The organism is Mycolicibacterium gilvum (assembly GCF_900454025.1).
Classification (GTDB): domain Bacteria; phylum Actinomycetota; class Actinomycetes; order Mycobacteriales; family Mycobacteriaceae; genus Mycobacterium; species Mycobacterium gilvum.
Genome location: NZ_UGQM01000001.1, coordinates 2,949,765 through 2,966,075, shown reverse-complemented (window position 1 = coordinate 2,966,075; position 16,311 = coordinate 2,949,765). Strand labels below are relative to the sequence as shown.

The window sequence follows — 16,311 nt, the reverse complement described above, 5'->3', positions numbered from 1 at the left end:
AGCAGCCCTGGTCGTGCGGCAACTCGCGGAACGGGCGGCCGTGGCAGGGCTCCGGTTCTCGACGAAGTCCGAGCATCTTCTCGCCGGTGATGTTGCGCTGGATCTGGTCGGTGCCACCGCAGATGGAGGTGAGGTAAGCATTGAGCATGCGCTTTCCAGGGGCGTACGCGGACGCGCTGCGGCGGCATGAAAAAGACCGCTTCCCTGTGCGGAAAACGGCCTTTTCGTGTGTCGGGCTGACAGGATTTGAACCTGCGACCACTTGACCCCCAGGTAGCAGCGGTAGGACGTTTTCCCAGGTCGCTGGCAATTCTCGCGCCGGCAGCGAAATGCATGTCGTTCATGGACGCGCAGGTCGTTCGGCATCGCGCATGACGTATGGTCCCAACATGGTCCCAGCCTTCGAAGGGGCCACATGGATTGCTCATGACGACGCCAGGCGCGCTATCACTGCCGAACGCCGGCCTTCGATCCAGTGATCGACAAACGTGGGAAAGATCGGCCGCGCGTCAGGCCATGCCGTCTGGAATCTCGCAACCGTTTCATCGACGACATCAAGAACATCGGTTGCGCCGAGACTTAGCTTGTCTTGAAATTGCCGGAACGTAGTGCGGCTAATCCGGTCCATCACCTTCGTGCCGCCGAAGCTCAATCCGAAATCATCTGGTTCGTGTGGGCTCGCATACGGGGAGGTCGATACCAGATCGTAGGCAGGGCTCAGAGTCGGAACACGCCCATCGAGGTATATCAAAGACCAGTTCTTCAGATGTGCATCACCGTTACCGATCAGCACGTTGAATGTCAGGCGCCGAACGAACTCTCGCAAACTGTCAAGATCACGGTTTCTGTAGATCAGCGCCCCGACCGTCTCGAAACTCCCCGTGTACTTCGCGTTGTCGTAAAAGCCCCGTACCTGAGCGAGGTCTTCAATGTGAACGCGCTCCCCGTCACGAGTTCGATCGAAGCGAGCTATCGCGAACGCTAGCTTCTCAGGACTTGGCCACGCGCGTGCTGGTAACACCGGTAACTCGTCACGGTGAACGAGCGCAACCTCGGGAACGTCGATGCCGACAGCGCGCGCCAAGGTCATCGTGGCGAACTCGTTAGTGGGGACATCCGCGTAGCGAGCGTCCGGCAGCTTCACGATCCAGTCACCGAGCTCATCAGAGGCCGGGATGGTCAGCCGTTCATTCTGCTTCAGAAGCGAGAATTTGAGACCAACCCCCGCCAGGGAGAATTTCCATCGAGCGTTTCGACCGACCTCTGGCGTTGCTGACCGGTGAGGCTCCTTGAGCAGGTCCGGATCAAACACGGCATCGGAGGCAACGACTTCTACAGCCCCCGGGAGGTCTCGGCCGATTCTCAATAGCAACTGAAGTTCACGGTCAGCTGACACGCCCTGATCGCGTGCAATCCAGTCGCGCAGCGTCCCTTCCGGGAGCAAATTCGAGAACCACGGCGGAAGCCGTAATGCAGCTTTCGGGGAACGACGGGGGTCGTCCTCGAACCAAAGTCCCAATACGTGCCGATTCGGATCGTCCCAATAGCCGGGTTCAAAGATGAACCGAGCTACGTCCCCGCGCTGGAGGATCGAACCAATTCGATTGCCCTTAAGCAGAACAGCATGGACCGCCTCGATCAACCGGAATCACCATCAACCATAACCACGTCATCTATCAGTCCATCTGAGACATCATCATCAAAATCGAATTCCGACAACGGAGGAGTGATTTCAAACCCGGCGCCGGTCCTGTCGTCTAAAAACGACCGCAGGTAGCCCGCAAGAATTTCGGTCCGACGACTGATGAATGACACGTGATCGCCGTTGTTGATCGCATCGAGCATCTGATCATCGAGAAGCAGACTCTCCAGTTTGTGTGGCGTATCCAAGCTTCCGACAAAGACATCTCGGTCGACAGTTGCGATCACCCGGTTCGCGGCGCTGGATGCTTCAGAGTCGAGAGATCTTCGGGGGAAGATTTCCAACGCCACCGCCGACGGAGAACTTTCGCCGGACAGGTAGGGTGCGAGGTCTCCGATGGTCAACGTCTCACCAGTGGCCGGATCAATCGGACCTCGTGCCCATAGTGCGGCCAGTATGACCTTGCCTGAAGAATGGTTAGTACGAAACTTATTTAAGGCAGGCGTCGGCACCGGTTCACTTGGGTTTGTCGCAGCCAACAGCCGCTGCACAGATCCACTTTCATCGCCGGCTGCAACTAGGCCCGCAAGTGTTCGTATGTCGCCTGTCGAACCCGTGTAGCCGAGTCGCGGTGCTGCAGCAGTGGAACGCCAGAACCATCGACTCAGCAGCTCAAGGTTACGCGCGGTCGGCGACTCAAATAGCCCGAAGAACCGAGTGAGAACGAGTAGATGAAACCGGAACGGCACGAAAGTAAAGTGCGGAATTCCCGCTCTGTCCTGCAAAAATCTAATGACACGTTCGAGCGCAGCCTCAGTCCTCTCATAGGCGTCCGACTTCGATTCATGACCGAACGGAGAAACGGCTGCTCGCTCCGCACTGAACTCCATATGCGCGTCGCGCGTTACATCCGGGTGGCGCCGAACCAGAATAGCTTGATACACAATTTGCTCATCTAGACGGCCGAAGTCGGTTGCTTGGTCCAATCTGTCGGCGATTGCGCCAACCGTCAGCGGCTGCCCGTCCGCTGACTCGGTTGAACCGTGGATCGCATCAAAGATCTCTGACCCTCGAAGCCGCTTACCCGCGGAGTTGATCCGGTCGAACACTACTCGCAAGACGCTTTCGTCGGCTTGCTGAATGACCGATGCCGAAACTTCGACATCGCGCAGTAGCCCCGTCACCCGCTGTATTTCGGCTGCGTACTCGGCCGCATCGGGGTTCTTCTGCAGCCAGGCGAACGCCCTACTTAGATCGAACAGATCTGCTAGTGGGATTCCTAAAGACCCCTTCAGATCTCTCGGCGAGACAAACTTCCGCTCGTTAAGGGAGTAGGCAATACGAAATCGCTCGTCCTGGTCACCGGCGACGGGATCTACCGCGTTGACCAGGCTGGTGATTCGCTGCTGCCCGTCGACCACCCAAAGCGCATCAGCCACCGCGGGGGCATCGATAGCGAGAGCGCCAACTTTGAGGTGCGCCGCAGGGGCGGGACGCTTCCATAACAACAGACTCCCGAACGGGTAGCCGCGGAGAATGCTGTCGAACAAGGCAAGAACGTCATCAGCCGCCCACCGAAAGGAACGCTGAAACTCGGGAACTCGGATGCGGCCTTCACCGACGAGCTGTACCAGCTCCTGGATTTTAAGTTGATCATTCCGAGACCTCGTGGTCTGGTCGGACACTACGCCTCCGCATCACTGTCTTCGGGCAGGTTCGCACACTGGAGAGGTAGGCATGACCATGCAAACGCGGCCTTAGCCAGCACCATAGCGACCAGAGCCGACAGAATCGACTATCAACACTGGGAACAGGTCGGCCCAATGGTGTACCCATCGAGCGCGGCACGGAGCTCAGCCGCGGGCGAACGACGAAGTGTGCCCTCCGCTTCGGCCCGCTCGATCGCTGTCCGAAGCTGATAGGGATCAGTCTCCGTGTCCAGGCAGTCTTTGATGGTGCGCGCAACCGTTGTCACGGGTATGGCGTCGACCGACGTGATGTCGGCTTTCCGGAGGCCGCGACGGTGAAGCCGGTACAGCGCACCCCCTGCCGCGCGTGGATGGTTGTCGCGCGGGACCGTGAGGTGAATGCGCGAAGGGTTCACGTCAGCAAGGCCGTGAAGCGCCAGGGCCGATTCATGCGAGATCGCGCCCCGTCCCAACGTCCACGCCACGGCAGCTGCGAGATCGTCGTATTCACCACGCGGCAAGACTGGCACCCGGTAGACACCGCGACCGGCACGCTCAAGACGTCCGCGTGCCGTCAGAATACGAAGCTGCACGGGGTCCACACCAATATCCCGAGCGTCACGAGTCGTCACGTAGCCGTGCCGCTCGGCAGCAAATTCAACAAGCTGATCCCAGATTGCCATGTGCGCAATCGTATCAACTAGATACGTTTCGGCACACAAACCAAAGACTTACCACACATGACTAGCGAAGGATCGATGCTCGCACAAACTGGCCAACCGGCAGCGTGACAATCCCCCGCACTGTCGGCCCCGCAAAGTAAGGTCAGCTTCGTTTGGTGCTTGACGTCTAGGAAAGGGGCGCCGTATGGACGCGTTCGGTGTCCTGCACGAGGTGTTGGGCGATTACGAGAACTTCGTCAAGGGCTTCCTGGAGATCAAGGACGGCCAAATCCGCAGCAAGGTCGAAAAGGAGATCGCCGACGGCCTGCTCTGGCCGGAACCCTGGCTCGCCCTGAATCCGGCGTTCGAGTCCGGCGGTACGGTCAGCGAACTGGCTGGGAAGGGTGTTCTCGACCCCGAGTCGTCCAACATCTTCCGTGACCCGGCCGGCAACGAGATCGCCTTCCACCGCCATCAGACCGACGCCTTCGAGATCGCCAACCGCCGCGAGTCCTACGTGCTGACCACCGGAACCGGGTCGGGCAAGTCCATGTCCTACATCGTTCCGATCGTCGATCGGGTGCTGTGCGAGGGCTCCGGCAAAGGCGTGCGGGCCATCATCGTCTATCCGATGAACGCCCTGGCCAACAGCCAGCGCAATGAGCTGGAGAAGTTCCTGGGCAAGACGAACCCCAAAGTCAGCTTCGCCCGGTACACCGGCCAGGAGAACAGGGAAGAGCGTGAGAAGACGCTTGCTTCTCCCCCGGACATCCTGCTGACCAACTACGTCATGTTGGAACTGATGCTCACCCGCCCGAAGGAGCGCAAGAACCTCATCAGCAGCGCGGCGAACCTGTCATTTCTGGTTCTCGACGAGCTACACACCTACCGCGGCCGCCAGGGCGCCGACGTAGCGATGCTGGTCCGCCGACTGCGCAGCGCCGTCACATCGAACGACATCCAGTGCATCGGCACCAGTGCGACACTCGCCGGCCCGGGCACCAAAGCCGAGCAGCGCCAGCAAGTCGCCGAGTTGGCAACCAGAATCTTCGGTGTCCCGATCCCGGCCGCCAACATTGTCGGGGAAACCCTCCGCCGCGCGACCACCGGCGACACAGACCCCGCCGCGCTCACGGCCCGCCTGGCCGAATCGGCGCCGACGGACTGGCAAGCACTGCAGTGCGACCCCCTGGCCGTCTGGACCGAACACCATTTCGGCCTGCACACCGACGACGAGGGCAAGCTCGCACGACGCCCACCGTCAAAGCTCAAAGACGCGGCCAAGAAACTGCACACCGAAACAGGGGTAGACCAAACTGCCTGCGAGCAGAAGTTGCAGGAGTTGCTGCTTGCAGGTTCCCGCGCGCGCGATCCGCAGGGCCGCGCGCTGTTCGCGTTCAAGCTGCATCAGTTCATCGGTAAAGGCGACACCGTCTACACCACGCTGGAGCCCCCCGAGAAGCGATACCTCACCACGCAGTATCAGCGCAGCGCGCCCAACCGCCCATTGGGTCAACCCCTGTTCCCACTGGCGTTCTGCCGCGAGTGCGGTCAGGAGTTCCTGGTCGTGAACCTGGAGCGCGGCGGTGAGAACTTCAGCCCCCGTATCCCCAACTCCGATTTGGTCGAGCACCCCGACGCTGAAGGCCTGTTGTTCCTGACCAAGGAGCCGTGGCCGGACCCGAGTGATCCGGCCCTGCTCGATCTGGTGCCGGAGGATTGGGTGGTATCCAACGGGTCGGGCCAGGTGCTGGACAAAGCCCGGGTTCCCAAGTTGCCCAACTCATTACGTGTCGACGAGTTCGGCACCATCACCGACGACGGGATGCCGGTGGCGTTCTTCGAGCGCCTCGAATTTTGCCCATCCTGCAAGACCAGTTACGAAAGTACCCGCCAGTCGCAATTCTCCCGGGTGGCCAGCCTCGGCACCGAGGGCCGCGCCAGTGCCGTGACGGTGCTGTCCCAATCTGTCGTGCGGACTCTGCGCACTGAAGACGATCTCGATGACGAAGCGCAAAAGTTCTTGGCGTTCAGTGACAATCGCCAGGACGCGAGCCTGCAGGCCGGTCACTTCAACGACTTTGTGTTGGTCGGGATGATTCGCTCCGCTCTCTTCCGCGCGGCCGCCGACCACGAGGAGCGCGAGGGCGAACCCCTTACCGATGAGAACCTTGGACCCGAAGTCGTCAAAGCCCTCAGCGGCAAGGGGTTGAAATTTTTCGCCCGCGACGAGGAAACCGCCGACGAACCCATCCCCCGTAAGAAGATCACCCGGGCGCTGCGCGATGTCGTGACCTACCGATTGTGGGCCGACCTCAAGCGCGGCTGGCGCATCACCATGCCCAACCTGGAGCAGACCGGGCAGCTACGCCTGGCCTACGAGGGGGTGGACGAGCTTGCCGCCAACGACGACAAATGGGCAAGCTGCGGAGAACCCTTGGCAGGCGCTGGCACCGAGACACGACGCGAGGTGATGCATGTCCTCCTCGACGAACTGCGCCGAAACCTGTGCATCGACACCGAGTTCCTCACCGACGAGAAGTTCGACGCCGTCCGCAGGGCCAGCCGGGAATGGCTGAAAGACCCGTGGGCCATCTCTGATGAAGCCGGGACATACAGCGGTCTGGCCTACCCTGGCGGCCGTCCCAAGAACGTGGCTGGGATCGGAGCGGATCTGCACCTGTCTGGCTTGGGTGCGTTCGGGCGCTGGCTGCGCCGTCCCAATCGTTTCCCCGTGTTTCAGCATGCGCTGAAGACCGCCGACGCCCAGGTGATCATCGAGCACCTGATGGAGGTCATGGCGAAGGCAGGCATTCTGGTGCGCATCGCCGTGCCCAAGCGGCCAACCGGCTACCAGCTGCGCGCTGATCTCATCGCCTGGGTTCCCGGCGACGGTAAGCACCGGGCGCCGGACCCCATCCGCAGCAATCAGACCGAAGGCCGCGTCAACCCGTACTTCAAATCCCTCTATGCCGAGACCGCCAAATCACTCCTCGACTTGGAGGCCCGTGAACACACCGCGCAGGTCGAGCCGTCGAAACGCCAGAAGCGCGAAGAAGAATTCGGCGACGCCCGGCTTCCGGTGCTGTACTGCTCCCCCACGATGGAACTCGGCGTCGACATCAAGAGTCTCAATGTGGTTGGCATGCGCAATGTTCCGCCCACCCCGGCCAACTATGCACAGCGTTCCGGACGAGCCGGCCGGTCCGGTCAGCCGGCCATCGCCCTGACCTACTGCGCCACCGGCAACGCGCACGACGCCTACTACTTCCGGCGCAGTCAGGACATGGTCGCCGGAGCGGTCGCACCGCCGCGGCTGGAGCTTGGCAACCAGGATCTGGTACGCGCCCACGCCCACTCGATCTGGCTGGTGAAATGCGGCCTGGACCTCAAAGCCAGCATGGTCGACCTGTTGGAGATCGACCAACCGGGACAACCGATGCGCGCCGAGGTGCTCGCGACCATCGAATCGAAATCCAGCCGCGCCGAGGCGATCACCGCCATCACCGCGGTGTTGGAGGCCGCCACCGAGGTCACCAGCGCCCCGTGGTGGACCGAAACCTGGGTCACCGACACGGTCGACAAGGCGACGGCCCGGTTCAATAACGCCGCCGCGCGCTGGCGGGGCCTGTACAACGAAGCCCAGAACGAGCTCGACCAGGCGAACCAGACCCTGAAGACCATCGGCGCGTCGGAAGCCTCCAAACAGCGTGCGCGGGGGCGTATTTCGGAGGCACGTGCCGCTCTCGACCTGCTCAAGGGCCAGGTCGACGACGTGCTGCAGGGCGACTTCTACACCTATCGCTATTTCGCGTCGGAAGGCTTCCTGCCCGGCTACTCCTTCCCGCGACTCCCGCTGTCGGCGTTCATTCCGGCCGAACGCCGTACCCGCAGTGGCGGGGAGGGAGATTTCATCCAGCGCCCACGGTTCATGGCGATCAGCGAGTTCGGGCCCGGTGCGTTCATCTACCACGAAGGCGCACGGTATGAGGTCAACCGGGTCAGCCTGCCCGCCCGCGAAGACGGCACCGGCGTGCACATCAGCGAAATCAAACGCTGCGGCGCCTGCGGGTACCTGCACGAATCCACCGAGCCGGACCTCTGCCAGCACTGCGGCAGCCCATTCGGTATCGAGAGCACCATGGGCAACCTGATGCGGTTGCTGTCGGTCAAGACCCGCCGCCGTGACCGCATCAGCGCCGATGAAGAGGAACGCCAGCGCGCCGGGCACGAGATCGTGACGACCATTCGCTTTGTGCCGCACGGGGTTCGGGCCGGACAACTCACCAGCACCATCACCGAGGACGGGCACGACCTGGGCACCATGACCTACGGCGACACCGCGCTGATTCGCCGGATGAATGTTGGCCTGCGCCGCCGCAAGGACAAGGATGTCCGTGGCTACGTGCTGGACACCGTCGAAGGCCGCTGGTGCAAGGAATCCGACCTGGCCAAGAACGTGCACGGTGAGGCACCGCGGTATCAGCGGGTGATCCCGTATGTGGAGGACCACCGCAACGCGCTGCTGCTGCACCTGGACCCATCGATCGGCACCGACCAGCGGATGGCCGCGATGTATGCCCTCAAGCGCGGAATCGAAGCCGTCTACCAGTTGGAGGGCTCCGAACTCGCGGTCGAGGCCCTGCCTTCCAACACCGGAGACGACGCCTGGTCGCGGCTGTTGTTCTTCGAAGCCGCCGAAGGTGGTGCTGGCGTGTTGCGGCGCCTGGCAACAGAGGATGGACAACTCACGCAGGTGGCACGAAAAGCATTGGAAATTATGCACTTCGACCCCGACACCGGTGAAGACGTCAAACATGCCCCACACGCGACCGAAGACTGCGCACAAGCGTGCTACGACTGCCTGCTGTCCTACAGCAACCAGTGGGACCACCAGCACCTGGACCGACACTGCGTCCTGGATCTGCTCAAACGGCTCGCCGCGTCGAGCGTCGCCGTCGGCGCCGGCGGCGAAGCCCCGGACACTCAACTCGAGCGCCTGCAGGAGGCCTGCGACAGCGAACTGGAGAAAAAGTTCCTGACATTGCTTGTGCAGCACGGCTACCGACTGCCCGACGACGCCCAACAGATCGTTACGGGCTTCTATGTCCGGCCCGATTTCGCCTACCACGTCGATGGTATGGACGTCGCCATCTTTGTCGACGGCCCCCACCATGACGCAGCCCATCAGCAGGAGAAGGACGAACAGGCACGCATGAAGCTCGAAGACGAGGCCGGCTGGCTGGTGCTGCGATTCCCCTACCAGGACGCCGACACCGGCTGGCTCAACACGATCGCCGAACATAGCGGCGTCTTCGGCGAAGCCAAGGCCAGCGCATGACGACTCTCGACTACCCGGCCGGCAGCCTGGTCAACGCCCGCGGCCGGGACTGGCTGGTGCTGCCCGGCTCCCCCGACGGCACGCTGCTGGTGCGCCCCCTCGGCGGCCACGAGCACGAAACCACCGTCCTGCTGCCGGACATCGATGACTTCGCCGCCGCCACCTTCGAACCGCCCACCGTCGATGACCGTGGCGACGCCAGCCGGGCCCGCCTGTTACGCGATGCGCTCAGGCTCTCCTTCAGTGCCAGCGGCGGCCCGTTCCGGTCGTTTGCGCGCCTGGCCGTGACACCGCGCAACTACCAGCTGGTTCCGCTGATGATGTCCGCCAACCAGGACGTCACCCGGCTGTTGATCGCTGACGGCGTCGGCATCGGCAAGACGGTCGAGGCCGGACTGATCGCCGCCGAGCTGCTGGCCACCGGCGAAACCCAGCGCCTGGCAGTACTGTGCTCCCCCCAGCTGGCCCCGCAATGGCAAAGCGAGCTGCGGCACAAGTTCGGCATCGACGCCCAACTGCTGCTGCCGTCCACGGTCAACCGGCTGATGCGCAGCGTCCCGTTCGGCTCCAACCTCTACCAGCATCACCCCCATCTGGTGATCTCCACCGACTTCATCAAACAGAAAACCCGGCGCGACGAGTTCGCCTTGCACTGCCCGGAATTGGTGATCGTCGACGAAGCCCACACCTGCGTGGCGGCGGCGGGGGTCGGCACATCAAGCCAGGCCCACCTGCGCTACGCCCTGCTGCGCAAACTTGCCGACAACAAGGATCGGCACCTGGTGCTGCTGACCGCGACGCCGCACAGCGGCGATGACACAGCCTGGCAGTCGCTGATCGGACTGCTCGACGACGGGCTTGGCGACCTACCCGCCGACTTGTCCGGGCGCGACCGCGAAGACGACCGCAAGCTGCTCGCCAAGTACATGATCCAGCGCCAGCGCGCCGACATCCGCGAATACCTCAACGAGGACACCCCGTTCCCGGACCGCGAAACCACCGAAACCGCCTACAAACTCACCGCCGGATACCGCCAACTGTTTGACGACGTGATGGACTACGTCCGCGAACAGGTCACCGACCCCAAGCTCAGCGCCGTGCGCCAACGGGTCCGCTGGTGGTCGGCGATCGCGCTGCTGCGCTGCCTAGCATCCAGCCCGGCCGCGGCCGAGCAGACGATGCTCAACCGCTCCGCGGTTGCCGCCGCCGACGACCAGAACGAGGTGGACACCTATGCCGAACCGCGCGTGCTCGACACCGACCTCGACGACACGCTGGAAGCCGAGGACGTCACCGTCGGCGCCGACACCGGCGAGGGCGACGACACCGACACCAAGGCACGAAAGCGGCTCCGCGAGTTGGGGGCACAAGCGGCGGCCCTGAAGGGTCCGCGCTCCGACGCGAAGCTGAAACGCCTCATCCCGCTGTTGAAGGAACTGCTCGACCAGGGCTACCACCCCATCGTCTTCTGCCGCTACATCCCTACCGCCGACTACCTCGCCGAGCATCTGGGATCGGCTCTATCGAAGGTCAAGGACCTCAAGATCGACGCCGTGACCGGGACGCTGCCACCCGAGGAGCGTGAAGCCCGCGTAGAGACCCTCAGCGCCCACGGCGGCCCCCGCCTGCTTATCGCGACCGACTGTCTGTCGGAGGGGATCAACCTGCAGGACGGCTTCACCGCAGTTGTGCACTACGACCTGGCGTGGAACCCGACGCGGCACGAGCAACGTGAAGGCCGCGTCGACCGGTTCGGCCAGCAGGCCCCCACGGTGCGCACGGTGACCTACTACGGCGAGGACAACGGCATCGACGGCCTGGTGCTGGAGGTCCTCATCCGCCGCCACGAGAACATCAAGCGCAGCATCGGTGTCGCGGTGCCGATTCCTGTCGATTCCACCACCGTGATGAAGGCGATCTGGGAGTCGCTGCTGTTGCGCGGCAAGGAAGCCGAACAGCTCACCCTGGACTTCGGCGCGGCCACCTCCAAGTCGCTGGCCGATCAGGTCGAGGTCGCATGGACCAACGCCGCCGAACGGGAGAAAGTCTCGCGTTCGCGGTTCCGCCAAGCCGGCCTCAAACCCGACACCGTCGAACAGGCTCTGACTGAGGTGCGACGCGCTCTGGGCGGGCCAGCTGACGTTGAAACCTTCACCCGCACCGCGCTGTCTCTCTTGGGGGCTCCAGTCAGCGACACCGGCGACGGGTTCACCGCCGTGATCGACACCCTGCCCGCCGCGGTGCGCGACCAGCTCCCACCGGCAAAGCGTGGTCGGTTGCACTTCCACCGCTCACTGCCGGTACCGACCGGGCACAGCGTGCTGACCCGAACCGACACCACGGTGGATGCCCTGTCGCGCTACGTCCTCGACGCCGCGCTTGACTCCCGGCTCGACCCGGCAGCCCGGCCCGCGCGCCGCGCCGGGGTGATGCGGACCCGCGACGTCGACAAGGTGACGACGCTGCTAATGGTGCGCCACCGGCTGGAGATCACCATCTCAGGCTCGGCCACCACCGTCACCCAGGTCGCCGAGGAAGCCAAGTTCCTGGCGTTCACCGCGACCGGGGAAACCCTCACCTGGTTGCCGCAGGCCGACGTCGACACGCTCTTGACACTGAAACCGTCGGGAAACGTGGATGATTCGCTGGCCCGAATGCAATTGGGTCGCGCACTGGGCCGCCTGGACGCACTTACCGAGCACCTCACCATGACCGGTAGAGACGCGGCGAAGGATTTGGTGTCCGAACATCAGGCGGTACGCAGCGCCTCCAAGGCCGGCGGCCGCGCACCGACGGTGCGGTTCCTGCCCCCCGCCGATGTCCTCGGCATCTACGTTTTCCTGCCGGAAGCGGGTGCCCGATGACCGCGCTGAATGTCTTTAAAGCCGTCCGCACGGTCGGCACCGCGCTGCCCGCAGAGGCGATCCCGCGGGCCAACGAACTGCGGATGCCCGGTCAGACCGCCGAGGCCTATCAGCTGTCGCCGGGGATGGCGGTCAACGGTGCCATCGCCCGCGCCTGGGAGGCGATGCTCGCCGCACACCGCGCCTGGCGCACCGCCCTGGAGCGACTACCGGAGGGGGATGCCGCCACTAAACTCACCCGGGACAAGTGGCTACTGCCGCTGATGTACGAACTTGGATGGGGCCGCCCCGATGTCGTCAGCGGCGGGCTGCCCGTGCCGCCTGGCCTCGGCGAGACCGAGGCTCCGCACTTCCCGATCTCGCATCGCATAGCCTGGCCGGACGCCGCGAACGCCACCGCCTGGGTGCCGCTGCACCTGATCGGTGCCGGCGTCGACCTGGACACCAAGACCACTGGCGTGACCGCCCGGGCGCCGCAGGCCATGGTGCAGGACTATCTCAACCGGGAAGACCACGCACTGTGGGCCGTCGTCTCCAACGGCCATCTGCTGCGGCTGCTGCGCGACGCCTCCAGCCTCACCCGGCAGTCCTTTGTCGAGTTCGACCTCGACGCGATCTTCACCGACCAGCTCTACGCCGACTTCCGCATTCTGTTCCTGAGCGTCCACGCCAGCCGGTTCGCGCCCCGCCTCGATGACAAGGCGGCCAAAGCCGCTGCCGACAACGAGGATTCCGGGGGGGACACCGAGGTTGAGCAGGCCGAACCCAAACTCGACAACTGCTGGCTGGAACGCTGGCGCACCACCGCCATCGACGACGGTGCCCGCGCGCTGCTGAACTTGCAGCACGGCGTCGCGGCCGCGTTGCAGGAACTGGGAACCGGGTTCGTCGCGCACCCCGCCAACACCGCGCTGCGGGAGACGCTGGCCGCGGCCAGCGATGCCGACCGCGACCTGCAACGTGCCCTGCTGCGCATCGCGTACCGGCTGATCGTGCTGTTCGTGGTCGAGGACCGCGATCTTCTGCACCGCTCCGATGTCCCCGAAGCCGCCCGCACCCTGTATGCGGATTACTTCTCCACGGCCCGGTTGCGTCGGTTGGCGGCTGCGCCGATCGGCGGTTGGCACACCGATCTGTGGGAGGCGCATCAGATCGTCACCGACGCGCTCGCCGGTGACGGGCTACCCACCCTGGGACTGAGTGGCCTTGGCGCCAGCCTGTATTCGCGCGACGCGCTGAGCATCCTCTACGGCGCCAAGCTACCCAACCGAGCACTACTGGCCGCGGTGCGCGCGCTGGCCCAGATCGACGACCCCGTCACAGGGCTGCCGCGCCCGGTCGACTACCGCAACCTCGACAGCGAAGAACTCGGCGGAATGTACGAGGGCTTGCTGGCCTACACACCGCGCTACCACGCCGACGAGCGAGCGTTCACCCTCGACGTCGCCACCGGCAACGACCGCAAGAAGTCCGGCTCCTACTACACCCCCTCGGACCTGATCGCGCTGGTGCTCGACGAGGCACTCGACCCGCTGATCGACGAAGCCTTCCGCGAAGCAAATCCCGAACAGGCGCTCCTAGAACTCACAGTCGTCGATCCCGCCTGTGGCAGTGGACATTTCGCTGTCGCCGCAGCCCGGCGGATCGCCAGTGCGCTGGCCACTGTCCGGACCGGGGAAACCGAGCCCACCCCTGGTGCGCTGCGGGCGGCCACCGCCGACGTCATCGAACGTTGCGTCTACGGTGTGGACCTAAACGACCTGGCCATCGAGATCACCAAGGTGGCGTTGTGGCTGGAGGCCTTCGACGCCGACCGGCCGTTCCCGTTCCTCGACGCGCACTTCCGTGTTGGCAACGCTCTGCTGGGCACCACCCCGGAGTTGTTGCGGCACAACATTCCTGACGAGGCCTTCAAAGTGTTGGGCGACGATGACAGCGAGTGGACTTCGCTGCTCAAGAAACGCAACAAGAAGGAACGCGAAACCGACGAGAATCAGCTGTCCCTCAGCTTCGGACCCGAAACCCTCAACGTCGAAACCAGCCAGTTCACCAAAGCTGCCCACGAGGCCGACACCGGTACCGTCGCCACGGTTGCAGCGCTCCGGGCGCGCGCCGACGCCTGGCGACGACTGGAAGCCGACCCCGACCTTATCGCCGCCAAACTAGTGGCCGACGCCTGGTGCGCAGCCTTCGTGCAACCCAAGACCGGGTCGACCACGTCGGGCCAGGGCATCACTCACGCCACCGTGCGCGCGCTGTCCGAAACCCCGGAATCAGTGCCCGACACCATCATCAACCAGGTCAATTCCCTGGCCCGCCAGTACCGGTTCTTCCACTGGCACTTGGAATTTCCTGGCATCTTCACTGTCCCCGACGATGGCAGCGCCGACGCCGGTACCGGATGGACGGGCGGATTCTCGTGCGTCGTCGGTAACCCACCGTGGGAATCACTTCAACTGGAGGACAAACAATTCTTTGGCAACCTTGGGCGAACCGACATAGAAAAAGCCGCGAACGCTGATGCGCGCAAAAAGATGATCGCGAAGCTCGCGGACAATGATCCAGAACTGTATCAGCTCTACAACAGCGCTCGCCGTCAGTCAGATGCAACCACTCATCTGGTACGCGCTGGTCGGTACCCGCTCACTGCACAGGGAAAGATCAACACCTACAGTATCTTTGCCGAAACGATGCGCACAGTCGTGAGCCCCGACGGGATAGCAGGAGTGATCACTCCGACCGGCCTTGCTACCGACAGCAACACGGCATCATTCTTCGCAGACACATTGAGCAGTCACCGCCTGTATGCTTTTTATGATTTCGAGAACGAAGCCAAAGTCTTTCGAGATGTACATCACGCCTACCGATTTGCCGTCACAGCGATAACTGGAGTTCAGCGCAAGGTTCAACGTACCAAGTTTGCATTCCTCAGCCGCCACCTCTCCGATGTACCCGACAAGCGATTTCAGCTGGCAGCCAAGGAAGTTCTGACGCTGAACCCGAATACCGGGACACTGCCGATGTTCCGCAGCCGCAAGGACGCGGATATCACGCTTGGAATCTACTCCCGCCATCCCGTGCTCATCCGCGAGGGTGACCCCGACGGCAACCCGTGGGGCCTCTCGTTCAGCCAAGGGCTCTTCAACATGTCGTCGGACTCTGAACTCTTTCATTCAGCGGATGATCTTGCCGGCGCGACATTCGACGGTTGGGCTTACAGGCGCGGCGGGACGAACTACGTTCCTTTGTACGAGGGAAAACTACTGTGGCACTTCGACCATCGGTTCTCGACCTACAGGGGTGCAACGGCAGCTCAGTTAAGGATGCAAACACTGCCGCGGATCACTGACAACGAACACGACGATCCAGATCTTGAGTCACTCGCACGATACTGGGTTGCTTCAAAAGAACTTGCGGACAAAGTAGACGGCAGGTGGGAAGCCGAATGGCTTCTCGGTTGGCGCGATATTACGGGCATGGAGAAGGTGCGCACATTCGTTCCGGCGGTATTACCTTTATCCGCTGTAGGGCACGTCTTCCCACTCGTGTTCCCGAAGGATGCGTCCCGTGCTCCATACCTTCACGGGCTCTGGTCAAGCATCGTATTCGACTACATTTCACGCCAGAAGCTGAGTGGTACACATATGACCTACTCTGTCATCCACCAGCTCGCTACGCCCGCACCAGGCGCATTCGGAGAGCCTGCACCATGGCAACCACATGACTCACTCGGCGAATGGCTGATTCCGTACGTGCTTGAGTTGTCGTGTACGTCGACGCGGTTGCAGCCTTATGCCAAAGACCTTGGTGACAACGGAGCGCCCTTCCGCTGGCAACCCCCGCGCAGAGCACAACTTCGCGCCGATCTCGATGCCTGCTTCTTGCACGTTTACGGTCTCAGTCGTGACGAGGCCGAACACGTACTCGATTCGTTTCCCATCGTCCGCAAATACGACGAGCGCGACTTCGGTGAATTCCGCACGAAACGCCTTGTCCTTGAGGCCTACGACCGCATGGCCGAGGCCATCGCCAACGGCGGCAAGGGCTGGAAGCCGCTCGCCTATCCACCCGCCGGCCACGGCCCCCGTCACCCCGGATAGACAAGCAACGGAAG

The 16,311-nt window shown here is 63.1% G+C and carries 6 protein-coding genes and 1 pseudogene; 3 read left to right on the top strand and 4 right to left on the bottom strand.

Annotated elements, in window-relative coordinates; genetic code table 11:
• Nucleotides 1–22: 22 nt before the first annotated feature.
• The 4 genes and pseudogenes from DYE23_RS32035 to DYE23_RS14085 form a co-directional block, all read right to left on the bottom strand.
• Nucleotides 23–145 (bottom strand): annotated as a pseudogene (locus DYE23_RS32035) (acyl-CoA dehydrogenase family protein); the annotation flags it as partial.
• Between the two features lie 279 nt (nucleotides 146–424).
• Nucleotides 425–1,642, bottom strand: coding sequence for a type II toxin-antitoxin system HipA family toxin (locus DYE23_RS14095; RefSeq protein ID WP_073696416.1), 1,218 nt, complete (start codon nucleotides 1,640–1,642; stop codon nucleotides 425–427).
• The gene (locus tag DYE23_RS14090; protein ID WP_073696415.1) at nucleotides 1,639–3,327 is read right to left on the bottom strand and encodes a DUF262 domain-containing protein; all 1,689 of its coding nucleotides are present in this window, start codon (nucleotides 3,325–3,327) and stop codon (nucleotides 1,639–1,641) included. The genes DYE23_RS14095 and DYE23_RS14090 overlap by 4 nt, the downstream gene beginning before the upstream one ends.
• Nucleotides 3,328–3,440: 113 nt before the next feature.
• Nucleotides 3,441–4,052, bottom strand: coding sequence for a type IV toxin-antitoxin system AbiEi family antitoxin domain-containing protein (locus DYE23_RS14085; RefSeq protein ID WP_073696414.1), 612 nt, complete (start codon nucleotides 4,050–4,052; stop codon nucleotides 3,441–3,443).
• A gap of 145 nt (nucleotides 4,053–4,197) precedes the next feature.
• On the opposite strand from DYE23_RS14085, the gene DYE23_RS14080 reads away from it, so the two are divergent.
• From DYE23_RS14080 to DYE23_RS14070, 3 genes are read left to right on the top strand one after another with little or no spacing between them, the layout of a single operon-like run.
• Complete coding sequence (locus DYE23_RS14080) at nucleotides 4,198–9,333, top strand: DEAD/DEAH box helicase (RefSeq protein WP_073696413.1); 5,136 nt, start codon at nucleotides 4,198–4,200, stop codon at nucleotides 9,331–9,333.
• A complete protein-coding gene (locus tag DYE23_RS14075; protein WP_073696412.1) occupies nucleotides 9,330–12,197 on the top strand; it encodes a DUF8741 domain-containing protein in 2,868 nt (955 codons plus the stop codon). Before DYE23_RS14080 ends, DYE23_RS14075 begins: the two co-directional genes overlap by 4 nt.
• Entirely contained in the window at nucleotides 12,194–16,297 is a 4,104-nt protein-coding gene (locus tag DYE23_RS14070; protein WP_073696411.1) for an Eco57I restriction-modification methylase domain-containing protein, read from the top strand. Before DYE23_RS14075 ends, DYE23_RS14070 begins: the two co-directional genes overlap by 4 nt.
• The last annotated feature ends 14 nt before the right edge of the window (nucleotides 16,298–16,311 follow it).